The organism is Flavobacterium chungbukense, from assembly GCF_020805785.1.
In the GTDB taxonomy this organism is placed as follows: domain Bacteria; phylum Bacteroidota; class Bacteroidia; order Flavobacteriales; family Flavobacteriaceae; genus Flavobacterium; species Flavobacterium chungbukense.
The window spans coordinates 34,531-58,179 of record NZ_JAJGZV010000008.1 but is presented as its reverse complement, the minus strand read 5'-3'; the positions used below and the strand labels follow the sequence as shown (position 1 = coordinate 58,179).

The window sequence follows — 23,649 nt, the reverse complement described above, 5'->3', positions numbered from 1 at the left end:
AAGGTTTTTAAAACCTTGTAGGTTTAAAATTAGATTGTGATTGAAATTATAAATACCTACAAGGTTTTAAAAACCTTGCAGGAAATCGTAAAAATTATTTTTTTAATCCAATTTGTCTCTTCGCTTCACCAATAACAAAAGCAACTGAATTAGCAATATTAAAAGAACGAATTAGCGGAGACATCGGAATCGTCAAATGATTTTCGAACCTTTCCATAAACTCCTTACTCAAGCCAACACTTTCTTTTCCAAAAACTAACCAATCTCCATCTTGAAACTCATTTTGCAAATACGATTTTTCAGAATGCGAACTCATTAAAAAGACACGAGATTTATCAGGAATCTGCTGCATCCATTCTTCAATATTTTGATATTCGGTTACATCAAGATGAACCCAATAATCCAATCCCGAACGTTTTAGGTTTTTATCGTTAATTACAAAACCAAAAGGATGAATTAAATGCAATCGGCTTTCTGTACCAACACACAATCTTCCAATGTTTCCAGTATTATTAGGTATTTCAGGTTCTACAAGAACTACGTTTAGCATTTTTTTTAATTATGAGTTATAAATTATAAGTTATGAGTTTGAGTTTTTAAATTTTCTAATTATCAAATGGGCAAATTTTCTAATTTAAAATCTTTCACTTCACAAACTTCTCCCGCTTTTAAGTTTTGCAAATATACATTTCCTATCCGTACTCGAACCAAACGTAAAGTTGGAAAACCTACTGCAGCAGTCATTTTTCTAACTTGACGAAATTTTCCTTCTCTAACTGTAATCGAAGCCCAAGAAGTTGGCCCATGACGTTCGTCTCTAATTTTTTTGGCTCTTGCTCCAAAATCAGGAATTTCCGTTACAATAAAGGCCTTGCAGGGTTTTGTTTTGTATTTGCCTCCGTCAAGTCCAATTTGTACACCTTTTTGCAATTGTTCAATTGCTTCGGGAGTAATAATGCCGTCCACCTGAACATAATATTCTTTGTCGACTTTTTTGCTTCGAACCAATTCGCTCATATTTCCATCTGTAGTTAGGAAGAGCAAACCTTCAGAATCTTCATCCAATCTTCCGATTGCCATTGTTCCTTCAGGAAAATCATGCAATTCGCCCAAAAGCTTTTTCTTTCTTTTTAATTCGTAAATAAATTGGCTTAAGTAGCCGTAAGGTTTAAAAAGAATGAAGTGTCTGTGCATTTTTAATTTTTTGCAAAGATAGTGGCTTTCTTAAAATTAAAACGAATTACTGCTCTTGAGATTTCATTTTCTTTATCCATTGATATAAAAACCAAATTGCAGTAAAGGCAAAAATTTCGATTAAAGCCCAATAATAATTTTGAAAAAATTCGTGAAAATAACTTCCGATAAATATATAGATTGAAGCCATGCAAATTTTGATTAAAATAAATTCCGCATTAGACCAACTGGTTTTGATTTTGAAGAAATTCATAAGTTAAGATTTAGGTTGAATCGTAAAATGTTGTAAATAAAGATAGTGAATTATGAAAAATAAGGTGTTATAAACTAAAAGCAATGTTAAACCTCTTAGTTTTAAAATTTTAAATTCGTAATATTAGGTAAGAAACTCAAAAGAAAAATGCCATGGGAACGAATAATTTAGGAACAAAAAAGATAAACGGAACGCAAAAAAATATTGAGGAATCCAAAGGAAAAGACGTTTCGCACGACAAAGAGTTAAAAGATGCAAAACTCAATAAAGAATTGGTAACAGATGCCGATGGAGATAAAAAGATTGTAGAAAGAGCAAGAAACGAAAACGAAGATATTAAGACCAAAATTTCAAAAACCGATTCTAAAAATGCAAATGCCAATCGTGGTGTCTCCACTGAAGACGAAGCCAATAAAACAGTAGAAAACAAAGATCGTAATTCTGATATCACTCCGAATCGATATCCGAATTCACATCCAGACAATCATAAAGATCGAGGCAACATGAAATTGGATGAAGAGAATTAATTTACAATACGAAATTTTCATCAGAATAGGGTCATTTTAATATCAAATAACATAACATTAGCGGTAATCGTTAATCTTATTGTAAACTCGCTTCAAAGTACTGTCATCATTGAAGTTCTTCGTAAATTAGAGGTATCAAATTTTAAATATATATAAAATGGCACTTTTAGAAAATAAAGTAGCTTTTGTATCTGGAGGCGGTTCAGGAATTGGACGCGCAGTAGCAGAAGCGTACGCTCGAGAAGGAGCAAAAGTTGTAGTATCAGATATTAATGTAGAGCACGGTGAAGAAACCGTAAAAATCATAAAAGATAAGGGAGGCGAAGCTTTTTTTGTAAAAGGAGATTCGTCGAGTGCCAGTGATAATAAACACATGGTTGAGGTTACGGTTTCTAAATACGGTAGACTTGACATTGCGTGCAACAACGCCGGAATGGGCGGACCAGCAAAGCCAACCGGAGAATACGAACCAGCGGATTGGGATAGAGTTATAGCACTTAATCTAAATGGTGTTTTTTATGCCTGCCGTTATCAATTGGAACAAATGGAGAAAAACGGCGGTGGAAGCATTGTTAATATCGCTTCTATCCACGGACAGGTTGCCGCGCCACTTAGTCCAGCGTATACGGCTTCTAAACATGCTGTTGTAGGTTTAACAAAAAATATAGCTGTTGAGTATGCACAGAAAAATATTCGTTGCAATGCCGTTGGGCCTGGTTATATTGAGACAGCACTTTTAAAAGATAATTTAAATAAAGATATGATGAATGCTGTGGCAGCTAAATCGGCAATGAACCGTTTAGGAACTGCAGAAGAAATTGCAGAATTGGTAGTTTTCTTAAATTCAGATAAATCATCATTCACAACAGGAAGTTATATCATAGCCGATGGCGGTTATACAGCAGTATAATTTTTTAGACTACATAACAAAGTGAGAAGGCAGTAAGCAAAAGTTTACTGCTTTTTTTTTGTTTATAATCCCTTTGTTTGTAAGAAATGTGGAGTTTTTTTAAACGCTTTAAAGGTTGTGCTATTTTGAATAATGTTTGGTGTTTGAGCTTTTTAATTGTTTTTATTTTAGTATCTTTAATATTGTGTTGTGCTTTATTGAATTATATTGATAAAACTGTAAGCATTAAGTTTAAGGTTTTATAATATTGGCTTAACTTTAAAGGCGATAAATTTGACTTCTAAAAACTCTATTCTTAAACAGTATGAAAAAACTTTACTTTTCACGCCAGCTAATGGCTTTTTTATGTTTGATAGGTTGCTTTTCTGGAAATATTTTTGCCCAGGGAACGATGCCAGAAGTTCAAACATTACCTTATTCTCAAAACTTTACTGGACTGCAAGCGACGGCTACAGCTTTTCCAGTTGGATTAAGAGGATGGACAGCTTCTCTTGTCCCTGGATCCGCATTTAATACTGCTGCAACAGTAGTTGCTGATAGACCTCTTGTTGCGAGTAGTTCGGCATCAATTACTAGTGGTAATTTTCATAATTATAATGGAAAAATAGGTTTCTTAAATAGCGGATCTTTAGATTTGACTATTGCTTTGGCATTTAATACATCTGGTCAGACAGCTGTTATTGTTCAGTATGATGCAATGGTTATTCGTAATCCTTATGATGTGACTGCTAGTAATACTCGTATAAACGAAATGGTTCTGCAATATAGAGTGGGGCAAACAGGAGTTTTTACAACTTTGCCATCAACGTCTTATATTAGTGGAACTACTTTGCAAACAGGTACTGGAGTAACAACTCCACAGAATCCGCAAACTATAAATGTTACTTTGCCTGCTGATTGCGACAATCAGCCTGAAGTGCAAATTAGATGGATTAGTAAACAAAATGGAGGTTCAGGTTCTAGACCGTCTTTTGCAATTGATAATATAAAAGTTGGAGGAGATACAACTGCTCCAGTTAATGAATCTGGTTACCCAAAAATTGTTGAGGTTTTATCTGACGGTTTTGACTTTGTTAGTAAATTAAATGAAACAGGTAAAACCTATTTCGTTTTAACTGCTGCTGGAAGTACACAACCAACTGCAGCACAAGTAAAAGCTGGTTTGGATGCAACTGGAGCTGCAGCTTTACAGTCAGGATCTTTAAATATTACAGACAAAGCTTTAGAGTATTCTAAAATCTTTACAGGTTTACCTTTAAATACCGCTTACATTGTTTATTCTGTTTCTGAAGATGCTTCTGAAAACCTTCAAGCAACAGTTAATAAATTAGATGTTACAACTTCTAGTACATTAATTCCATCTATACGAACTACAAGTACAACGCTTAATTTTGGAAGCGTAGAACAAAATTTAGAATCGGCTAGTTTAAATTATCAAATTAAAGGAACAAATCTTACTGCTCCGGTAACTGTAACGGCAACGGCTAACTATACAGTTTCAAAAGACAATACTGCTTTCCAAACTTCTATAAGTTTTGATGCAGCAGATTTTGCTTCAAATGCAACGCCAACGGTTTATGTACGTTTTACACCAAGTGCTTCTGGTATTTTATCTGGAACAATAACGCATGAAAGTACAGGTGCTTTAAGCAAAACGATTTCAGTTTCAGGAATCGGAACCAATCCTTACATTCAAAATTTTGATGATCCAAATGTGCTTTCAAACAGCGGATGGACACAATATAATGTTTCAGGGCCTTTAAATAAATGGGCTCACACTACTGTGGCACGAAATGTAAATTCTGGAACTGGTGCTGTTTTGGTGAATGGTTTTTCAGATACAAACATACCAAGTAAAGACTGGCTGATTTCTCCAAAATTACGTTTAGACAGTTTTGGGCAATTTCCATTATTGTCTTTCTATTCTCGTAAATTTTATGCTGGACCATCTTTAAAATTAATGGTTTCTACAAATTATGATGGTGTTAGCGATCCTACTTTAGCAACTTGGACAGAAATTGATGGAAATTTTCCAACTGCTACAGGAACTTATGTACAATCTCAATACATTAATTTAGGAGATTTTAAAACAGATCACACTTATTTGGCATGGGTTTACGAAACTACAGCTGGCGGAAACAATAATGCGGCAGAATGGTCTTTTGATGATTTTGCTATTACAAACGAATCGGGTTATGTGGCTTCAAACCCAGTTTTAGATTTTGGAGATGTAGCTCAAAATGCAGTTTCTGCAAGTCAATCTTTTGCTTTTAAAGCAGACGGATATGGTAATTTAACGTTGACAGCTCCAGCTTCGTACCAACTATCGTTAGATAATACTTCTTTTGCTTCAAGTATTGCAATTTCTTCTGCTGTTGCAGCGGCTGGAACAACACTTTATGCAAGATTTATTCCAACAACAAAAGAATTAAAAATTTCTGGAACACTTACAGTGACAGGAACTTCTTTAAGCAAGCAGATTGGTTCACTAACAGGTTCTTCTTTACCAAAAGCAGATACTTTTGATGTGGTTACTTATAATTTAGAATTTTTTGGAGCGCCAACTGCTGCTTACGGTCCAGCCGACAAAACATTACAGTTGGAAAATGTATCAAAAGTTATGAATAAATTAGATGCAGATGTATATGTTGTTCAAGAGGTTTCTAGCGACGCACAAATTGATGCTTTAATTGCCAAAATAAATGTAAACGGTAAAACATTCGAAAAAACAGTTTCAACTTCTTGGTCTTATTCATGGGATCCAACTTCAGATCCAACTTTTCCACCTCAAAAATTAGTTGTGCTTTATAATACCAAAACAACAACATTGAAGAAAACTCGTGTAATGTTTAAAGAGTTTTACGATGAATTACGCGCTGCTACAAAAACGCTGGCTAATTATCCTGGAGGTACAAACAGCAGTTTTTTCTCTTCTGGACGTTTGCCTTACATGGTAACTTTAGAAACAAATCTTAACGGAGTTAAAAATGAAATTCAGTTAATTGACCTTCACGCGCGTGCCAACAGCGGAACAGATATTTCTCGCTACAATATGCGTAAATATGATACTCAAGTTCTTAAAGATAGTTTAGATGCACATTATGCAAATTCAAATATTATTCTTTTAGGAGATTATAATGATGATGTAAAAGCTTCAGTTATTGCTGGCCAGCCTTCTTCTTATGAGGTTTTTGTAAATGATACTAATAACTATAAAGCGCTTACTTTAGAAATTAGCCAGGCTGGTGCATACAGTTTTTTAAGCTCAGGCGGATTCTTAGATCACATTACAATTTCTAATGAATTATTAGATGATTATATTGCAAATTCAACTGCAGTTTATGATCCCCGTAATGATATTGCAAGTTATACGACTACCACGTCTGATCACGGACCTGTAATTGCTCGTTTTGAATTGAAACAGGATGTTCTGGCTGTTCCTGATTTTGGAGGTAAAAATAAATCTCTAGTTCGTGCATATCCAAATCCTGCAACAGATGTTGTCAATTTTGATTTGCAAACGACGCAAGGAAGAGATTTAAAAATCAAACTGTATGATATCAACGGACATGTAATTGGAAATACGATTAGTGTAAAAAGCGAATCTGAAATCAGTACAGCTGTTATGTCTGTTCATAATCTAGTTTCTGGATTTTATATTTACACCGTTACAGAAAATAATAAAGTAATTTTTAAAGATAAGATTATCAAAAAATAATAAATCTTCAGGATAAAAAGAAAGGCAGTCATTTTAAGACTGCCTTTTTTTATGAGAATATTTTTTTTAGTTGATCGAAATCAATTTGGTTGTTTGTGAAATGGAAGAAATAGTCCAATTGCCACTTTTGCGTTTTTTGAGCTTGTTTGCTTTTGGTTTCATCCCAAGGCGGGTAAACGCGCGTTGCTCTAATTCCTTCTTTCTTTTCAGTAGAAAAAACACCCTTTTCAAGTAAAGTTTTTTTCGGAAAAATAAATTGTCCCCAATTTTGATCTTTTCGAACGCTAACAATAACAAAGTCTATAGAATCATTAGCATCAAAAGGTTCAATAATTCCGTTATCGTTTCGTTTCCATAACGTAACAAACTGTCCTGTTTTAGTTGGCGTTATTTTGGCTTCTCTATAACAAATGTTTTTATTGTCTAATGAAAAGCGAAAAGCACTATATTCTCCACTTTCATTTTCTTTCTGAAGATCAGTCAATTCTAAACCAGCTTTATCAAAAATGATTTCTTTTGCACTAAATAAATCAGTTGCAATTGATTTTGAATCTATTGTGGAAATTGTAAAGTTCATCAAAAATGAAATTATTTTTTCTTAAAATTACATCAAATTCAACTTAGAAAGAAACATTTAAACCAAAATTTAATCCCCACTGAAACTGGTTAAAGGACTGATTGTTTAACGGATTAATATAATAATTCATCGCAGGTTCAACAAACACATTCGTTTTTTTATACACACGATATTGAACCGTACTGCTCAAAGTAGAACCATAAACATAATCATTTGCAGTTGTATTTTGCCCAATATTATGGCCGTCTAAAGCAACATTGTTTGAGATTAACTTACCAACAAAACCTCCAGTATTTAAATTTATACTGGCTTTATTTCTATTAAAAATAGAGTAAGAAACTTCTAGAGGCATTTCGATATATCTTAAGTTCTGATCCAATTTTCCACTTTGGACATTTTCGCTTTTTAAAGCTTCTTTAGTAGTGTTTGAGATTAAAATATATTCTGAATTTCCGACTGGTGCGGGGCTATTATAATCTGTAGCGCTGACTCCAGGAACAAAAAGAGTATTGCCTTTAGCACTTACATAAGATACGTTGGCAACTTTTTGCCCAAGCTCATTAAATTTAACTCCAGAACTTACAGCCCATTTATTACTAATGTTATATTTTGTTTTAACTCCGTACGAATTGGATTGTTTAGAATCGTTTACGTTGCCTAGTGTTTTATCGTTTTTAGTGTTTTCCGAACTTGCAACACCTGCAAAAACAGCCACAGCCCATCTTTCATTCAAATCCAGTTTTTTGTCCTTTTTCTCTTTCTTGTCTTTTTTCTCTTCCAAAGGCAAAATTCCTTTTTCTAAGTTTTGAAGCTCTGCAAGTTGTACCGAATCTTGTTTGGTTAAAGGCATTCCAAATTTTGAATTTTCTTTTGTAATACCGTTTGCAGTTTTGTCAGTAGCATTGTTTTTAGGATTATTCAAATTTTGTTTGAAAGTGTTATTGTTGGCAAAAGCATTATTGTTATTAGCAGCAAAATTTTTATTGTTTTTTGGAAGTAACTGTTCTTCAAAAATCGAATTTGAAAGCTGTTTTTGTGGCGTCGAATTAAATTTGCTAGGTTTTCCAAAAGCAATTCTTTCTTCAGAAATTCCTTTGTTAGAAGCTTTTTTGTTGTTTACAAAAGATGATTTCGCTGAAGATCTCCCGCTAGATTTTTCTTCAGAAGCAATTAAACTTTGATTTCCAATATTTTGATTTGGAGCATTTCTATTGATTTGCTCTTCATATTTAGAATTATTATTGTTTTTATTTGATTTATTTTTCGAATCAGAATTAGCAACAGCAGTTTCTTGATTTGGATTCGGTTGTTGATTTGTTAATGAATTTTTGGGAGACAAAACATTATTTATTGTGTCTAAAGTTTTCTCTTCATTTTCGTTAACAGAATTATTTTTATTCTTATTGTTTGTATTATTTTCAAGAACTACACTATTATTGTCAGAACCGCCATTGTTTAAGTTGTTATTTTGAGGTGAACCAGAAAAATGTAAAATTGTAGGCAGAAGCAGCCCCAATAATAAGCATGCAGCAGCCGACCACCAAAGAATAGCTCTCTTCTTCTTCTTTTTAGGTTTGTCTAATTTTTCTTCAATCTGACCCCATAATTCAGGAGGCGGAACACTCGAAAAGTCTTCCATTGATGAAAAAATATCTTCTATTTTGTGCTTCTTCATGCTGTCTTAAAATTTTTGATACTCAAAATTCGCTTTTGTAAAATGTGTTTGGCGCGGTTTAAATTTGATTTTGATGTTCCTTCGGATATTTTCAGTAATTCGGCTATTTCTTTGTGTTTCATTTTTTCAAAAACATACAAGTTAAAAACCGTTCGATATTGATCTGGCAAATCCCGTATATATTCCAGTAACTTTTCCTGTTCTATCGGAATGATATCTAGTTCTTCCTCTTCGACAAAATCAGTGTCGGGATCAAATACATCGAGAAAAAAACTTTCTTTTTTCTTTTTATTTAAAGTTTCGATGAGTTTGTTAATGAAAATCCGTTTCATCCATCCTTCAAAACTTCCTTCAAATTTATATTGGCTTATTTTCTGAAAAACAATCACAAAAGCTTCCTGAAAAACGTCTTTGGCGTCGTCTTCATTTTTCATGTATTTCAAACATATTCCATACAAAACAGGAGAGAACAACTGATATATTTTCAGTTGTCCCTCTCTGTCATTTTTCATGCACAGTTTGATATATTTTTCTACGTCGTCTTTCAAGAAATGGTTCAAATTTGATTTTGCAAAAATAGTTTATAATAGTTTACAAAACTATCTTTTAAATATAGTTCGAGCACCATCTTGATCGTTGGCTACAATCGTTAGGTTTTGATTGTCAAGGTTTTCTATGATGTAAGTTTTACCCTCGAAAGAAATTAGGTCATGTTCTGACTGATCTAAAATACCAATTCCTTTTTCTACCTGATAAGCACTATTTCTAATTTCAACATTATTTTTATAAGTAATTACTCTTCCGTTAGGAGTAAAGATGATTTTCTTATTAAATCCAATCGTTTTTGGAGTTGCCAAATACGGATTTTCATTTCCACCAATAGATTTTTCCCAAGTCCAAGTATTTACAATTGATCCAGAAGCCACTTTAGAAGCATCTAAAGAATAAACTGTCGTAAAAAGAAAACAGACGATAAATGATATAAAAAGTTTTTTCATAATTGGATTATTTTAAGCTAGTAATTTTATCTTGAATTATTTTTTTGAAAGCTTTAATAGCAGCACTTTGATCTGCAGTATCTGCGTTATCAATATAAACTTTAGTAATAACAGCATTTAGGTTCAATTCAAAATAAACACCGCCTTGAGCAGATTCGTTTGGAGTACCATATGTTTTAGTTTGTCCCTTAAGAGCTAAAATCTCTGCTGGAACATCTTTTAACAATAAAGTATATTCTCCTCTTTTAATAGTTGGCACATATTTGTATTGGTTAAAATCGTATTGTCCAGCTGCAACATTTAAGAATTTTAAAGTATTGTAATCATTGATTTGGAAGAATTTTTGACAATCTGCACCAGTACATTGATTTGAATAACTTCCCACAATTATATTATTCGGACTTTCTTCTGTTTTAAAGAAAATAAATGGTTTTGATGTTTTTGGAATTAAAACTACGTCAAACGGACTGGTTGGTGTTTGAAATACGCTTTCATTAGCTCCAGGTGCTTTTTCGTAATAATTTACAATTATTTGACAATCATTTTCTACTATAGATGTAATTTTTAGAGCATAACCTGTACTAGGTTTAGGTCCAGCAAAAACTCCTACTAGATAATTTTTTGTGAAATCAATGTTTGGATCACTTGCAACATTACAGCTATTTGCATGTTTAGTAAATAAATCATCCATTTTGGTCTGACTTCCCACTACAGTTACTGCAGGCGCAGGTGGAGGCGTTTTTACGCTATAGTTGCACAATAAAGGAAATCCTGTAAATTCTACAATTGTATTAGCGCCGCAATCTGCATATTTGGCATCATCTCCTAATGAGCAAGCACTAATTCCGAAGGCTACAAATAAGCCAAGCATTAATTTTTTCATGAATATTTTGTAATAGGTTATATCTTGTAGATAAGCATTTTGAAAAAAGGTTGCGTTGGAGCATAATTTTTTTCAAAAAAAATAAAATGTTGATTTAGTTTGGATTAATTCTTAATTCGTGAAATTTCTATTTTAAAAACTAAGTACTACGTATTATTGCGTACTTTTACGTAAAATAAACTTAGTTATGTTAGATTATCTACCGTTTTTGTTGGGTTTTATAATAGCGTTATTCCTTGGTATTTATCTAGGAAAATTGCTTTCTGCGTCTAAAAACCAATCAGAAAAGGCAATTGCTGAAGAAAGATTACAAGCAGTAAACAATCAATTGCTAATGCAGAAAGAACAATTTGAGAATGAAAAAAATAATTTTCAGAAACAATTGCAATTCAGTAATGCAGAGAAAGAAAGTATTCGAACAGAAAAAGACAGTTTAGCCATCCAGCTTTCTAAGAAAGAAGTCGATTTTGAAAATTTATGGGAACGACATAAAGAGCAAAAAAGTGAAATCAACGAACTTCAGGAAAAATTTACCAAAGAATTTGAAAATCTAGCAAATAAAATTCTAGAGGAAAAATCGGCAAAGTTCACCGAGCAAAATAGCGAGAACATGAAGAATATTCTGCTGCCGCTTCAAGATAAAATTCACATTTTCGAGCAAAAAGTAGATCAGACTCATAAAGAAAGCATAGATTATCATGCGGCACTTCGCCAACAGATTATTGGTCTTAGTGAAATGAACGCCCAAATGAGCAAAGAAACCTTAAACCTAACCAAAGCATTAAAAGGTGACAGCAAAATGCAGGGAAATTGGGGAGAATTGGTTTTGGAACGTGTTCTTGAAAAATCAGGTTTAGAAAAAGGAAGAGAATATGAAGTACAGCAAAGTTTTACTAACGCTGACGGAAATCGTGTTTTTCCAGATGTTGTGATTAATCTTCCTGACGGAAAAAAGATGATTGTAGATTCGAAAGTTTCACTTGTTGCCTATGAAAAATGGGTAAATGAAGAATCAGATTTGTTAAAAGTAGAATTGTTAAAAGAACATGTTATTTCTATAAAAAGACATGTAGAACAGCTTGGAAACAAAAATTATCACGATTTATATCAAATTGAAAGTCCCGATTTTGTGTTGCTTTTTATTCCGATGGAACCTGCATTTGCCATTGCTTTAAACGAAGATCCAGCTTTATATACTAAAGCTTTTGATAGAAATATTGTAATTGTAACGCCAAGTACACTTTTAGCCACTTTAAGAACTATTGATAGTATGTGGACCAATCAAAAGCAGCAGGAAAATGCTTTTGAAATTGCAAGACAAGCGGGCGCGTTATACGATAAGTTTGAAGGTTTTGTTTCTGATTTAGTCCGAATCGGGAATAAAATTAAAGACACCAAAACAGAATACGAAAGCGCGATGAACAAATTGGTTGACGGAAAAGGAAATCTGATTTCGAGCGTGGAAAGATTGAAAAAAATGGGAGCAAAGGCAAAAAAATCGCTTCCTGAAAATATTATTGCAAGAGCAATAAATTCTGATGACAATGAATTATTGAATTGATAAAAATATCTAAACACATAGGAACATAGATTTTATTTTTCTTTGAAAGAACTAAAAAAAGAAACTAGTTTCTAACACATAGTCCCGAAGCTTCGGCATTTGTTGATGCAAGTGAAACGCCTTTAACGACATTGAAAAGCTATGATACTATGTGTTTAAAAAATAACTACACATACCAAAAAAAAACAAAAACATGAGTACAGATTTTAAACCCGTTTCATCTTCAAAAGTGAGTATATCAGAACTAATGCTGCCATCGCATACCAATTTTAGCGGTAAAATTCACGGAGGTTACATTTTACAGTTATTAGATCAAATTGCTTTTGCTTCGGCATCAAAATTTAGCGGCAATTATTGTGTAACAGCTTCTGTAGATACGGTAAACTTTTTAAAACCAATTGAAGTTGGAGAATTAGTAACGATGAAGGCTTCTGTAAATTATGTCGGAAGAAGTTCTATGGTTGTCGGAATTCGTGTTGAAGCAGAAAACATTCAAACAGGTGTAATTAAACATTGTAATTCATCTTACTTTACGATGGTCGCTAAAGACAAAGAAGGAAAAAGTGTTACTGTTCCTGGATTAATTTTATCTAATTTGCAAGAAGTTCGTCGTTTTAGAAAAGCAATCAAACATATCGAAGTTCGAAAAGAAGTAGCAGAACACGAAAAATTAGCTGGTATTAATTCAATTGAAGACTTAGCGAGTTTAGAAAAATACAATGTCCTTCTAGAAATCAGCTAAATTTCTTATATTTAATACATTAAAAAAATAGAAATTATGGTAAAGTTTGGATATACAATTTTATACGTCGAAGATGTTGAAGAATCAATTTCATTTTATGAAAATGCTTTTGGTTTTTCAAGAAAATTTGTCTCGCCCGACAATGATTATGGCGAATTGATAACAGGCGAAACAACACTTTCATTTGCTTCTAAAAAACTAGCAGAAAGTAATTTAAAAGATGGTTTTATAGAAAGCAGTTTAGAAGATAAACCTTTTGCAATAGAAATCGGATTTATAGTAGAAAATGTTCCTGAAGTTTTGCAGAAAGCTACTTCTTTTGGAGCCGTTATTGTTTCGGAGCCTGTCGAAAAACCTTGGGGACAAATTGTAGCTTATGCAAGAGATTTAAATGGATTTTTAATTGAGATCTGCACAGAGATAAAAGGTTAATTTTTAAAAGAGATTACCTTCTAAATGACTTTCTTTTTTTGTCATAAAAATTCACAAATATTTAGCAGTATTAGAAAAACTTTGCAAGCGAAAATTCCGTAACTTTAAGTATAACAATTGGGTTACGGAATTTTTTCACTGAGTACTGCCGTTCGATTTTTTCAGATTGTTTAGAATCTGATTTTACTTTCTGTAAATCTGAATAAATAGAATGACATAATTGTTTAACTGTAGACGATTATGAAAACAACTACCTTATTACTTTTATTTTTTAATGTTATTTCTGTCCTTGCCCAAGACAAATTTTTTACCAATTCAGGAACTGTAAATTTTGAGGCTTCTGTTCCTTTGTTTGAAGAGATAAAAGCTGTAAACAGACAGGTTGCCATTATTTTAGAGCCTAAATCCAGTACTTTTATCTGTACTGTTCCCATCAAAGACTTTCGTTTTAAGCTGGATTTAATGCAACAGCATTTTAACGAAAATTATATGGAAAGTGATCGTTATCCTAAAGCTGTATTTAAAGGAAAAATACAAAAGTTCGATTTGAAAGATGTCGATGAGACCGAAAAGAAATATGAGATTAAAGGAAAACTTTATGTACGCGGAAAGGCGAAAGAAATTGTCGTAAACGCTTTAATCAAAAAAGTGGATAACGGAATTCAGATTATTTCAGATTTTCCAATCTTAGTTTCCGATTTTAATATCAAAATTCCTGGAGCAATCGCTTCTAAAATTTCGCAAACAGCCAATACAGAACTGACTGCTATAATTCGTACAGAAGAAATGCTACTGACATTGAAGTAAGTTTATTTTAGGCAATTTAGTAAAGTTTTCTCGAGATCATTAAATTGAAATTCAAAGCCAGTTTTCTGAATTTTTTCTGAAGATACTCTTTGCCCGGTAAGGATAACAATGCTCATTTCTCCTAATAAAATTTTTAATACAAAAGGAGGCACTTTAGGCAGCCAAATAGAATAGCCATATATTTTGGCTATAATTTTAGAAAGTCTAGAATTTGTAGTGTTATCTGTAATACAAGCATTATAAGGGCCTTCGAGTTGTGTGTCTTGGAGGCTTTTTAAATAGATATGACACAAATCTTCAACATGAATCCAAGGCAGATATTGTTTGCCAGAACCTAAAATTGCTCCAAAACCAGATTTAAAGCTTGGAGTCATTTTTTTTAAGAATCCTTCATCTTTACCTAAAACAATTCCTGTTCTTATTTTAACGGTGCGAATGTTTAAAGAACCAATTTTATCTGCGGCACTTTCCCATTTTTGGCAAACTGTTCCAAGAAAATCATTAGCAGGAGTGGTTTCTTCTTTGCAGATTTTATGACTGGTTACCGCTCCGTAAATTCCAACAGCAGAAGCTGAAACAAAAGCTTCCAGTTTTTTATTGTTTTTTTCTAAAACTGAAAAAATTAAATCTACCGGCTTTGTGCGGCTTTCTAAAATTGCTTTTTTTCTCTTATCTGTCCATCTTTTATCTACAATTCCTTCGCCTGCAAGATGAATAATATAATCAGCATTTAAAACGGCATTTTCATCAATAGAATTCTTTTTTAAATCCCATTTATAGTACTTTATTCTTAGGGTGTCTTCTTTGTCAGAACGACTCAAAACTGATACAGAAAATCCAGCTTCAATTAAAACATCGGTTAAATGTTTTCCAATGAAGCCGCTTCCTCCAGTTAGTAGAACGTTTTGAGCCATAATAGTTTATAATTTATTTAACAGTGTATCGCGATAGGTTAGTAGTAAAGGTAGTTAAACAATGTTTACCTTTATACCAAATTCTAAATTTTAATAAGATGACGACTAAAAAAAAGGTAATTACCAAAGATGATATCGTTTCAAAATATATGGATGAGGTTTTAGAAAAAGGTCAAAAGCCAAAATCAGTTTATCATTTTGCAAAAGAAAATGATTTTACAGAAGCTGAATTTTATGCCTTTTTCGGAACATTGGAAGGTTTAGAAAAAGAAATATTCCGACTGTTTTTTGAAAACACAGTTAATTTGCTCCACAAAAATGAAGAATATCAAGAGTATGATATGAAAAACAAAATGTTGAGTTTCTATTTTACTTTCTTCGAAATCCTAACAGCGAACAGAAGTTACGTTTTACAATCGCTTAAAATCGATAGAAACCCATTAAAAAACTTAGTCCAGCTAACAACACTTAGAAATAGTTTTAAAGAATATGTTGCCGAAATCCTAACGGACGATTACAGGCTGGAACAGGAAAAATTTCAAAAATTTCAAGAAAAAGCCATTCAAGAATCTTCATGGTTGCAATTAATGTTAACGATAAAATTCTGGATGGAAGATGAATCTGCTGCTTTTGAAAAAACAGATATTTTTATCGAGAAATCGGTTAACGCTTCATTTGAATTAATGAATGTCGCACCCATGAATCATCTGATTGATTTTGGAAAATTTTTGTTTAAAGAAAAAGTACACAGCAGATAATGAAAACAATCGACTATATTCCGACCTCAAAAATTGAAAGAGCGGGGAAATTGGTTCAAACGGGGGCTAAAATCGGAGTCAATTATGTGAAGCATTATGCCGAAAAAATAGTTAATCCAGATTTGAGCCGTGATAAATTGAACGAAAACAATGCTGAGGATATTTATGACGGTCTAAAAAGCTTAAAAGGAAGCGCATTAAAAGTGGCGCAAATGTTGAGTATGGATAAAAACTTTCTACCGCAGGCTTATGTGGAGAAATTTTCACTTTCACAGTTTTCTGTTCCGCCGCTTTCAGCTCCTTTGGTTTTAAAAACATTCAAAACCAATTTTGGTAAAACGCCTTATGAAATTTTTGATGAATTCAATCCTAATTCAGTAAATGCGGCAAGTATTGGACAAGTGCATTTGGCAAAGAAAAATGACAAAAAGCTAGCTGTTAAAATTCAATATCCAGGCGTTGCCAATAGTATTTCGTCAGATTTGGCTTTGGTAAAACCAATTGCGATTAGAATGTTTAATCTGCAGGGAAAAGACTCTGATAAATACTTTAAAGAAGTTGAGGATAAACTAATTGAAGAAACCAACTATTTGTTAGAATTAAAACAAAGTCAGGAAGTTGTAGAAGCATGTAATAAAATAGAGAATATCACTTTCCCAAATTACTATCCGGAGTTTTCATCAGAGAAAATCATCACAATGGATTGGATGACTGGAATTCATCTTTCTGAATTTACAGCAAAAACCGTAGATCAAGAAGTTGGCGATAAAATAGGGCAGGCACTTTGGGATTTTTATATGTACCAAATTCATGTTTTACGAAAAGTACACGCAGATCCGCATCCAGGAAATTTTTTGGTTGACGAACAAAACCAACTAATCGCTTTAGATTTTGGCTGTATGAAACAGATTCCAGAAGAATTTTACACGCCTTATTTCGAATTAATTAATAAAAATGTAATTACCGACGCAAAACTTTTTAATGATAAATTGTTTGAATTGGAAATTCTTCGACCAGACGATACACCTGCTGAAATTGAATATTTCACCGAAATGTTTCATGAATTGTTATCGCTTTTTACGAAACCTTTTCAAAATGAAACTTTCGATTTTGCCGACGAAGAATTCTTTAACGCAATCGCCGAATTAGGAAAACGTTTCTCAGCAGATACAAACTTGAAAAAAATGAACGGAAACCGTGGTTCTAAGCATTTCATCTATATGAACCGTACTTTCTTTGGTTTGTACAATTTAATGTTCGATTTGAAAGCTAAAATCGTAGTTGATAATTATTTGAAATATTAAAGGCTTATTTGTTTGCTTCGCCTAGAGCATAGCTCTCGGGTAAAGTTTGCAAGTTGATGAACTTTACGTATAGAACTTTGTCAAATTTTTAAACTTTGACAAAGTTTTTTTTTGCCTAATTTGTCATCCTGAGCGAAGTCGAAGGACAGTAAATTGAAGACACACGGTATGGACAAAGCATGCGATCCTTCGACTTCGCTCAGGAAGACAAAAGTTGTGTTCAACCTGAAACCTGAACCAAAATTACCTATTTCAAAATCCCTGCTTTATAAGTCGCAATTGCACGATCTCTTGCAAAAGCATGATCAACCATTGGTTCATTATAACCAAAATCAAATTCAGGAATCCATTTACGGATGTAGGCTCCTTTTTCGTCAAATTTCTTTTGCTGAATTTCCGGATTAAAAACTCTGAAATACGGCGCGGCATCGCAACCTGTTCCGGCTGCCCATTGCCAATTTCCGACATTAGATGCCAATTCAAAATCTAATAATTTTTCAGCAAAATACGCTTCTCCCCATTGCCAGTTAATTAGTAAATGTTTGCATAAAAAACTTGCCACCACCATTCGTACACGATTATGCATATAACCAGTTTCGTTTAATTGACGCATTCCTGCATCGACCATTGGATATCCCGTCGTTCCAGAACACCAACGCTTGAAATCTTCTTCATTATTTCGCCATTGAATGCCGTCGTAAGCTGGTTTAAAATTATGATTGACACAATTTGGAAAGTTGAATAAAATTTGAATAAAAAATTCCCTCCAAATCAATTCGCTTAAAAAGGTCTGATTTTTTCTGTTGGCCCAATTCACTAATTTTCGAATACTAACTGTTCCAAAACGCAAGTGCGGCGAAAGATAAGAAGTACTGTCTAATGCTGGAAAATCTCTTGTTTCTTTATAATGGGCAATTTGTGTTAAGTTGTGAGGAAGTACTTCAATTGTGCTTTTTTCAAAACCAATTTCAGACAAATCAGGAAAATTGAATTGCTTTTTTGCAAAATTAGATTGAAACGGAACTGAATCATATTCTGGAGCCGAACCTGAAAGGCGATATTTCTCCAGCCATTTGTTTTTATATGGTGTGTAAACGGTGTATGGAAGTCCGTCTGCTTTCGTGATTTCTTTTTCTTCAAAGATTACGTGATCTTTGTATGAAAAACTTTCGATCTTATTTTCCTTCAATAAGGAAGAAATTAATGTATCACGTTTTATAGCAAAAGGCTCATAATCTTTATTGAAAAATACATTTTGAATATCAAATTCGTCAATAAGCGATTTCCAAACGTCTTTTGTTTTTCCTTTTTTGATTAAGATAGAAGAATCAAGTTTCTTTAATTCTGAATTTATTTTTTGGAGTGAATCGTAAATAAAAGTTACTCTTGCATCGTTTTCTGGGAGATGCTCCAAAATATCTTCATCAAAAATGAATAATGGAATTACTGGAAAATCAGATTGCAGGGCATGAAATAATCCTGTATTATCTTCTAAACGCAAATCGCGTCTGAACCAGAAAAGGCTAACTTTTTGTTTTGTCATTGTTTGTTTTTTTTGCCACAGATTATTGGGATTTAAATGATTTTTTATTCTCTGGTCTATTTTTCTTAACACATAGAAACATAGATTTCTTTTTCTTTTGAAGAATTTAAAAAGAAACTAGTTTCTAACACATAGTCCCGAAGCTTCGGGATGTATTTATGCAAGTGAAACGCCTTTTTGTGGACTTAAAATCTATGTTTCTATATGTTTAAATTTTTATTTTAATCTGTGTTAATCTCTGAAATCTGTGGCTTATTTTTTAGAATTAAATAATTCCTCGATTTTGTTGTATCGGTAATCGAAAATGCTTTTGAGTTTGTTTTTTACGACCAAGCTGTTCATGATTCGGCCTAAGATTCCGAATGGAAGCGCATAATGAACAATGTCTGTCATTTTAGTTCCGCCATCTTCAGTACGCTCAAAAAAGTGTTTGTGATGCCATAATTTATAAGGGCCAAATTGTTGAATGTCTACAAAATACTCATTTTCTTGGCAAGCTGTAATTTCGGTAACCCATGAAACTTTTATTCCGAGAAGCGGTTTTAAAGTGTAGGTAATAATCTGTCCCTGATACATGCGTTTGTTATCGTAATCCTGAATTTCAAAATTCATATTATCGAGCGTAATAGTCTGCAGATTTTTTGGACTTGAGAAAAAATCCCAGCAATCTTCTACACTTGCATTTATATTTTGTACAGTTACTATCTTGTATAATTTCATGTTCTTAAAGTCTTTTTTAGAAGAAAAACTAAAGAGTTTTACATCTTATAATATTTAAAAGGAACGAACAGCATTCCGAAGCATTCTCCTTTTTCTTTTTGTAAATGTTTATGATGGATTTTGTGTGCTTTTCGAAGTCCGATGAGGTATTTATTTTTAGTGTTTTTAAACCATTTAAAACGCTGATGAATTAGAACATCGTGAATCAAGAAATAGCAAACACCATAAAGAGTGATGCCACAGGCAACGAAAAATAAATAATTGAATCCGCCTTGAACGCCAAAATAAAATAAGACAATACTCGGAATCGCAAAAATGACAAAGAAAATATCATTACGTTCAAACGTATTTTCATATTTCGGCTGATGGTGATCGGCGTGAAAATACCACATAAATCCGTGCATAACATATTTGTGCGTAAGCCACGTAACACACTCCATGAATAGAAAAACGCCTAGAAATATTAAAAAAGAAATCATTCTTAAAAGATTGAATTATTAAAAGTATTATTTAATTGTATTTAAGTTTAGCTTTAGATTATAAAAGATTGACTCAAAACATTTTTGTCATTTCGACCGAAGGGAGAAATTGCACACGGAACTCCACAATGTGAATAACCAATTTTTGGTGATTAACTAGTGTGATTTCTCCCTTCGGTCGAAATGACAAACTATATGTTGATTTTATACAAGCTTTAACTTGTAAGTCACAAAAGATTGTGCTAAAAGTCCGGCTTTGGTGTAATTAGAAACGCGGATTCTTGAATTTCCAATTTCATAATACGGAGTGTTTTTCAATTTTTTGAGTAATTTTCTATAATAAACATAAGCCGTGTAAACGCCGAATTTAGCTTCCATCGGGAGTTTTACAATTCCTTGATACGCAATTCTGAAATCTTCTTCAATTTCTTTAATAATTTGTGTTTTAGAATCTTCACTGAAATTATTCAAATTGATTCCCGGAAAATAAGTTCGGTTTAAAATCAGATTATCGTCTTTTAAATCTCTTAAGAAATTGACCTTCTGGAAAGCAGAACCCAAACGCATGGCTTCGTTTTTCAATTGTTCGTATTTGTGTTCTTTTCCTGAAACAAAAACTTTAAGGCACATTAATCCAACAACATCAGCAGAACCATAGATGTAGTCAATGTATTCTGTTTGTGTTTGATAATTGGATTTTATCAGATCCATTTTCATGCTTTTTAAAAATGCTTGAATTAGATCATCAGTTATATTATATTCTTTTACAGTGTGTTGGAACGAATTTAGAATCGGATTTAAGCTAATACCTAATTCCATCGCTTTATAATACTCTTTTTCGAAATCATCGATGAGATATTCTTTTTCATATTCATGAAATGAATCTACGATTTCGTCAGCAAAACGAACAAATCCGTAAATGCTGTAAATGGCATCGCGAATGCTTGGTGAAAGCATTTTTACAGCAAGCGAAAAAGATGTACTGTAACTTTTAGTTACTAATTTGCTGCATTTGAAAGAAACGGCGTCGAATAATGATTTCATTTTTTAAGATCTTAATGATTTTTGAATTAATTCAGCTGCTAGTTTTCCTGAAATTAAAGCTGGAGGAACACCTGGGCCAGGAACAGTTAACTGTCCTGTAAAAAACAGATTCTTGACTTTTTTGCTTTTTAATTTTGGTCTTAAAAAAGCCGTTTGCAATAATGTATTCGCCATTCCGTAAGCATTTCCTTTGTAGGCATTATAATCTGTTACAAAATCATTTTTACAGAATGTTCTCTTAAAGATAATATTATTTTTTATTTTTTGTTGCGTAAGTTCTTCAAAACGAGTGATTATCTTTTCAAAATAGTCTTCTCTTATGGTTTCATTATCTTCAATTCCAGGGGCAAGCGGAATTAAGAAAAAGCCTGATTCCATTCCGTCTGGAGCTGCAGTTTTATCAGTTTTAGAAGGGAAATTGGCATAAAATAATGGAGCATCAGGCCATTTAGGATTATCGTAAATATCAGCTGCATGCTGATTAAAATCGACGTCAAAGAATAAAGCGTGATGCGAGATGTTTTCTATTTTTTTATCAAAACCAACAAAAAATAGGAGAGAAGAAGGGGCAAAAATTCTGCTTTCCCAATATTTTTCAGCATACATACGATGCTCTTTTTCAAGCAAAGTTTCAGAATGCTGATAATCGGCGCCGCTTAAAACAATATCTGCTTCGATAGTTTCGCCATTAACTACAATACCTTTTGCGGTTTTGTTTTCAACTATTATTTTTTCAATTAATGAATTGGTTTTAATCGTTACGCCAAGCTCCAAAGCTAATTTCTCGATTCCTCGAACTACATCAAACATTCCAGTTTTCGGATGCCAGGTTCCTAAACCAAAATCGGCGTAATTCATGAAATTATAAAATGAAGGAGTTTTGGTTGGTTTTGCTCCTAGAAATAAAACAGGGAATTCTAAAATTTGAATCAGGCGTTCGTTTTTAAAATTCTTTCTGATATCGGAACTTACATTATTAAAAAATTGATTGAGTTTTAATGCTGTTTCCTTTGTAATTAATTCGAGAGGAGAAATTCCAGGACGATATACTAGATCTTTAATCGCGATATCATAATTGCTTTTGGCTTGATCAATAAAATTTTGAAGTTTTTGACTGCTTCCTTTTTCTATGGTCTCAAAGGTGTATTTTATTTCTTCTAAATTATCATAAATGCTAATAAAATCATTGATCCCAAAATATACTCTATAAGCAGGATTTAATTTTATAAGCTCATAATAATCGGAAGGTTTTTTATTAAAATCCTGAAAAAAACGTTCAAAAACATCTGGCATCCAATACCAGCTCGGACCCATGTCAAAAGTAAAACCGTCTTTTTTAAATTGTCGGGCGCGGCCTCCTATAGTTTGGTTTTTTTCGTAAATAGTAACATCGTTTCCTTGTTTGGCAAGGTAACATGCGGCTGCCAATGAAGAGAAGCCAGAACCTATTATTTGGATAGTTTTTCTCATTTGTTTAACAAATATAGAAAAAACTTAAACAAAATAAAATTAGATCATGTTAATAGTTTCTTCCATAGAATCAAAAATTCGAATTCTCTCGTTTAAACCTTTTTGATCGATATGTTCAACCATTTGACCCATAAGCCAGATTTCATTGTTCTTTTGCAATAATTTCTGCCCCATCGATTTTACATATTGATTGATTACGCTTCTATCAGGCTGAATTGTCATGAAGGAAACGAATGTTATGTTCTCAAATTGTTTGGTCAAGTCTTGTAAATTCTCAATTGGCATACTTTCTCCCAAATAAATAGTTTTGTATCCTTTATCTAGAATTTCGTATTGCAGGTACAATAATCCAATTTGATGAATTTCATTTAACGGAAGCGATAATACAAAAATTCGATCTGTTTTGGTAGGCTTTCTAATTTGAAGAGCTTCAGTGTAAATCAATATTTTCTGCTTGATCAAATGACTCATAAAATGTTCATTTGCCGGCGTGATTGTTTCTGACTGCCACAATAAACCAAGTTCTTTTAAAAGAGGCAAGAAATGCTCTTTGAAAACTTCTTTAAAAGTCTTTTCTGAAATAAGCCAGTCAAAAGTGTTGAAGAAAAGTTCTTGGTCAAAATTCATCATTGCCATTTTAAAAGAGGTAATGGCATAGTTTTGCGAATTTTTCTTTGAAATTATTTCACGTACTAGTTGCGGTATTTTTTCTTCTGGATAAGTTGCTATTTTAGAAATCTTGTAACCATATTCGTGTAATAACGTAATATTTAGCAGCTTCTGTAGATTCTGTAGATTGTAAAATCTGATATTGGTGTCAGTACGCATTGGCTCAAGAACATTATATCTCTTTTCCCAGATACGAATGGTATGTGCTTTAATTCCAGATAAGTTCTCTAGGTCTTTAATACTGAAAACAGTTTTAATATTGTTTATCATTTTTCGCAATTAAGGTCAACAAATGTAAAACAAAATCTTAGATGTCACCTTAAAACTAAATTAAAAAGATAGAGATTCGGCGGTTTTAGTACTTAAAATATATTTTTAAGATAATATAAGTATACTTTTTTTTAAGAAAATTATTACTTTGGTAAAAAATAAACAATCTGTAAGTTAAAAAAAACTGTACAGACTGTTTAT

Annotated in this window: 24 protein-coding genes; 9 read left to right on the top strand and 15 right to left on the bottom strand. The window is 32.7% G+C overall.

Annotated elements, in window-relative coordinates; translation table 11 throughout:
* Positions 1–94: 94 nt before the first annotated feature.
* The 3 genes from LL966_RS18990 to LL966_RS18980 form a co-directional block, all read right to left on the bottom strand.
* Positions 95–550: a tRNA (cytidine(34)-2'-O)-methyltransferase gene (locus LL966_RS18990; RefSeq protein WP_229355409.1), complete on the bottom strand. Its 456-nt coding sequence runs from the start codon at positions 548–550 to the stop codon at positions 95–97.
* Between the two features lie 62 nt (positions 551–612).
* A complete protein-coding gene (locus LL966_RS18985; RefSeq protein ID WP_229355408.1) occupies positions 613–1,194 on the bottom strand; it encodes a pseudouridine synthase in 582 nt (193 codons plus the stop codon).
* 46 nt (positions 1,195–1,240) lie between these two features.
* Positions 1,241–1,384: a hypothetical protein gene (locus LL966_RS18980; protein ID WP_229355407.1), complete on the bottom strand. Its 144-nt coding sequence runs from the start codon at positions 1,382–1,384 to the stop codon at positions 1,241–1,243.
* 215 nt (positions 1,385–1,599) lie between these two features.
* On the opposite strand from LL966_RS18980, the gene LL966_RS18975 reads away from it, so the two are divergent.
* The 3 genes from LL966_RS18975 (at position 1,600) to LL966_RS18965 (ending at position 6,602) form a co-directional block, all read left to right on the top strand.
* Entirely contained in the window at positions 1,600–1,974 is a 375-nt protein-coding gene (locus LL966_RS18975) for a hypothetical protein (RefSeq protein ID WP_229355406.1), read from the top strand.
* Between the two features lie 157 nt (positions 1,975–2,131).
* Positions 2,132–2,884 carry an SDR family NAD(P)-dependent oxidoreductase gene (locus tag LL966_RS18970; protein ID WP_229355405.1) on the top strand — a complete coding sequence of 251 codons (753 nt, stop codon included), beginning with the start codon at positions 2,132–2,134 and terminating at the stop codon, positions 2,882–2,884.
* Between the two features lie 304 nt (positions 2,885–3,188).
* Positions 3,189–6,602, top strand: coding sequence for a T9SS type A sorting domain-containing protein (locus tag LL966_RS18965; protein ID WP_229355404.1), 3,414 nt, complete (start codon positions 3,189–3,191; stop codon positions 6,600–6,602).
* A gap of 49 nt (positions 6,603–6,651) precedes the next feature.
* On the opposite strand, the gene LL966_RS18960 is transcribed toward LL966_RS18965, so the two are convergent.
* Genes LL966_RS18960 through LL966_RS18940 form a run of 5 tightly spaced genes read right to left on the bottom strand, consistent with a single transcriptional unit; the run spans position 6,652 to position 10,735 of the window.
* Positions 6,652–7,179: a MepB family protein gene (locus LL966_RS18960; protein ID WP_229355403.1), complete on the bottom strand. Its 528-nt coding sequence runs from the start codon at positions 7,177–7,179 to the stop codon at positions 6,652–6,654.
* Positions 7,180–7,222: 43 nt separating this feature from the next.
* The gene (locus tag LL966_RS18955; protein ID WP_229355402.1) at positions 7,223–8,854 is read right to left on the bottom strand and encodes a hypothetical protein; all 1,632 of its coding nucleotides are present in this window, start codon (positions 8,852–8,854) and stop codon (positions 7,223–7,225) included.
* Complete coding sequence (locus LL966_RS18950) at positions 8,851–9,402, bottom strand: RNA polymerase sigma factor (RefSeq protein WP_317207157.1); 552 nt, start codon at positions 9,400–9,402, stop codon at positions 8,851–8,853. Before LL966_RS18950 ends, LL966_RS18955 begins: the two co-directional genes overlap by 4 nt.
* A gap of 51 nt (positions 9,403–9,453) precedes the next feature.
* Positions 9,454–9,852 (bottom strand): hypothetical protein, encoded by a 399-nt coding sequence (locus LL966_RS18945; protein ID WP_229355399.1) that lies wholly within the window; start codon positions 9,850–9,852, stop codon positions 9,454–9,456.
* Positions 9,853–9,859: 7 nt separating this feature from the next.
* Positions 9,860–10,735 (bottom strand): protease complex subunit PrcB family protein, encoded by an 876-nt coding sequence (locus LL966_RS18940; protein WP_229355397.1) that lies wholly within the window; start codon positions 10,733–10,735, stop codon positions 9,860–9,862.
* Positions 10,736–10,922: 187 nt separating this feature from the next.
* Between LL966_RS18940 and rmuC the strand changes: the two genes are divergently transcribed.
* From rmuC to LL966_RS18920, 4 genes are all read left to right on the top strand, one after another.
* Entirely contained in the window at positions 10,923–12,296 is a 1,374-nt protein-coding gene (rmuC, locus tag LL966_RS18935) for a DNA recombination protein RmuC (protein ID WP_229355396.1), read from the top strand.
* Between the two features lie 193 nt (positions 12,297–12,489).
* Positions 12,490–13,038, top strand: coding sequence for an acyl-CoA thioesterase (locus LL966_RS18930; protein WP_229355395.1), 549 nt, complete (start codon positions 12,490–12,492; stop codon positions 13,036–13,038).
* Positions 13,039–13,074: 36 nt separating this feature from the next.
* The gene (locus LL966_RS18925; protein WP_229355394.1) at positions 13,075–13,470 is read left to right on the top strand and encodes a VOC family protein; all 396 of its coding nucleotides are present in this window, start codon (positions 13,075–13,077) and stop codon (positions 13,468–13,470) included.
* Positions 13,471–13,710: 240 nt separating this feature from the next.
* Entirely contained in the window at positions 13,711–14,277 is a 567-nt protein-coding gene (locus LL966_RS18920; RefSeq protein WP_229355393.1) for a YceI family protein, read from the top strand.
* A 2-nt stretch (positions 14,278–14,279) separates the two neighbouring features.
* Here the strand turns inward: LL966_RS18920 and LL966_RS18915 are convergent, their stop codons facing one another.
* Positions 14,280–15,191, bottom strand: coding sequence for a TIGR01777 family oxidoreductase (locus LL966_RS18915; protein ID WP_229355392.1), 912 nt, complete (start codon positions 15,189–15,191; stop codon positions 14,280–14,282).
* Between the two features lie 98 nt (positions 15,192–15,289).
* On the opposite strand from LL966_RS18915, the gene LL966_RS18910 reads away from it, so the two are divergent.
* Together LL966_RS18910 and LL966_RS18905 are read left to right on the top strand one after the other, a co-directional pair.
* Entirely contained in the window at positions 15,290–15,949 is a 660-nt protein-coding gene (locus LL966_RS18910; RefSeq protein WP_229355391.1) for a TetR family transcriptional regulator C-terminal domain-containing protein, read from the top strand.
* Positions 15,949–17,253: an ABC1 kinase family protein gene (locus LL966_RS18905; RefSeq protein WP_229355390.1), complete on the top strand. Its 1,305-nt coding sequence runs from the start codon at positions 15,949–15,951 to the stop codon at positions 17,251–17,253. Before LL966_RS18910 ends, LL966_RS18905 begins: the two co-directional genes overlap by 1 nt.
* Positions 17,254–17,500: 247 nt before the next feature.
* On the opposite strand, the gene LL966_RS18900 is transcribed toward LL966_RS18905, so the two are convergent.
* From LL966_RS18900 to LL966_RS18875, 6 genes are all read right to left on the bottom strand, one after another.
* The gene (locus LL966_RS18900) at positions 17,501–18,796 is read right to left on the bottom strand and encodes a cryptochrome/photolyase family protein (protein ID WP_229355388.1); all 1,296 of its coding nucleotides are present in this window, start codon (positions 18,794–18,796) and stop codon (positions 17,501–17,503) included.
* Positions 18,797–19,048: 252 nt separating this feature from the next.
* Positions 19,049–19,516, bottom strand: a complete 468-nt coding sequence (locus LL966_RS18895; RefSeq protein WP_229355386.1) for an SRPBCC family protein — start codon at positions 19,514–19,516, stop codon at positions 19,049–19,051.
* Between the two features lie 38 nt (positions 19,517–19,554).
* The gene (locus tag LL966_RS18890) at positions 19,555–19,995 is read right to left on the bottom strand and encodes a sterol desaturase family protein (protein ID WP_229355384.1); all 441 of its coding nucleotides are present in this window, start codon (positions 19,993–19,995) and stop codon (positions 19,555–19,557) included.
* 204 nt (positions 19,996–20,199) lie between these two features.
* On the bottom strand, positions 20,200–21,039 hold the full coding sequence (locus LL966_RS18885) for a phytoene/squalene synthase family protein (RefSeq protein ID WP_229355382.1): 840 nt from the start codon (positions 21,037–21,039) through the stop codon (positions 20,200–20,202).
* Positions 21,040–21,042: 3 nt separating this feature from the next.
* Positions 21,043–22,509, bottom strand: a complete 1,467-nt coding sequence (locus LL966_RS18880) for a phytoene desaturase family protein (protein ID WP_229355380.1) — start codon at positions 22,507–22,509, stop codon at positions 21,043–21,045.
* Between the two features lie 39 nt (positions 22,510–22,548).
* Entirely contained in the window at positions 22,549–23,448 is a 900-nt protein-coding gene (locus LL966_RS18875) for a MerR family transcriptional regulator (protein WP_229355378.1), read from the bottom strand.
* Positions 23,449–23,649 lie beyond the last annotated feature (201 nt).

Excerpts from the sequence above, each read along its gene's own strand:
- LL966_RS18980 (WP_229355407.1), bottom strand. The coding sequence starts at position 1,384 with ATGGCTTCAATCTATATATTTATCGGAAGTTATTTTCACGAATTTTTT.
- LL966_RS18920 (WP_229355393.1), top strand. The coding sequence starts at position 13,711 with ATGAAAACAACTACCTTATTACTTTTATTTTTTAATGTTATTTCTGTC.
- LL966_RS18970 (WP_229355405.1), top strand. The coding sequence starts at position 2,132 with ATGGCACTTTTAGAAAATAAAGTAGCTTTTGTATCTGGAGGCGGTTCA.
- LL966_RS18985 (WP_229355408.1), bottom strand. The coding sequence starts at position 1,194 with ATGCACAGACACTTCATTCTTTTTAAACCTTACGGCTACTTAAGCCAA.
- LL966_RS18875 (WP_229355378.1), bottom strand. The coding sequence starts at position 23,448 with ATGATAAACAATATTAAAACTGTTTTCAGTATTAAAGACCTAGAGAAC.
- LL966_RS18965 (WP_229355404.1), top strand. The coding sequence starts at position 3,189 with ATGAAAAAACTTTACTTTTCACGCCAGCTAATGGCTTTTTTATGTTTG.
- LL966_RS18960 (WP_229355403.1), bottom strand. The coding sequence starts at position 7,179 with ATGAACTTTACAATTTCCACAATAGATTCAAAATCAATTGCAACTGAT.
- LL966_RS18895 (WP_229355386.1), bottom strand. The coding sequence starts at position 19,516 with ATGAAATTATACAAGATAGTAACTGTACAAAATATAAATGCAAGTGTA.
- LL966_RS18905 (WP_229355390.1), top strand. The coding sequence starts at position 15,949 with ATGAAAACAATCGACTATATTCCGACCTCAAAAATTGAAAGAGCGGGG.
- LL966_RS18890 (WP_229355384.1), bottom strand. The coding sequence starts at position 19,995 with ATGATTTCTTTTTTAATATTTCTAGGCGTTTTTCTATTCATGGAGTGT.
- LL966_RS18945 (WP_229355399.1), bottom strand. The coding sequence starts at position 9,852 with ATGAAAAAACTTTTTATATCATTTATCGTCTGTTTTCTTTTTACGACA.
- rmuC (WP_229355396.1), top strand. The coding sequence starts at position 10,923 with ATGTTAGATTATCTACCGTTTTTGTTGGGTTTTATAATAGCGTTATTC.
- LL966_RS18990 (WP_229355409.1), bottom strand. The coding sequence starts at position 550 with ATGCTAAACGTAGTTCTTGTAGAACCTGAAATACCTAATAATACTGGA.
- LL966_RS18975 (WP_229355406.1), top strand. The coding sequence starts at position 1,600 with ATGGGAACGAATAATTTAGGAACAAAAAAGATAAACGGAACGCAAAAA.
- LL966_RS18880 (WP_229355380.1), bottom strand. The coding sequence starts at position 22,509 with ATGAGAAAAACTATCCAAATAATAGGTTCTGGCTTCTCTTCATTGGCA.
- LL966_RS18930 (WP_229355395.1), top strand. The coding sequence starts at position 12,490 with ATGAGTACAGATTTTAAACCCGTTTCATCTTCAAAAGTGAGTATATCA.
- LL966_RS18940 (WP_229355397.1), bottom strand. The coding sequence starts at position 10,735 with ATGAAAAAATTAATGCTTGGCTTATTTGTAGCCTTCGGAATTAGTGCT.
- LL966_RS18915 (WP_229355392.1), bottom strand. The coding sequence starts at position 15,191 with ATGGCTCAAAACGTTCTACTAACTGGAGGAAGCGGCTTCATTGGAAAA.
- LL966_RS18955 (WP_229355402.1), bottom strand. The coding sequence starts at position 8,854 with ATGAAGAAGCACAAAATAGAAGATATTTTTTCATCAATGGAAGACTTT.
- LL966_RS18925 (WP_229355394.1), top strand. The coding sequence starts at position 13,075 with ATGGTAAAGTTTGGATATACAATTTTATACGTCGAAGATGTTGAAGAA.
- LL966_RS18885 (WP_229355382.1), bottom strand. The coding sequence starts at position 21,039 with ATGAAATCATTATTCGACGCCGTTTCTTTCAAATGCAGCAAATTAGTA.
- LL966_RS18900 (WP_229355388.1), bottom strand. The coding sequence starts at position 18,796 with ATGACAAAACAAAAAGTTAGCCTTTTCTGGTTCAGACGCGATTTGCGT.
- LL966_RS18910 (WP_229355391.1), top strand. The coding sequence starts at position 15,290 with ATGACGACTAAAAAAAAGGTAATTACCAAAGATGATATCGTTTCAAAA.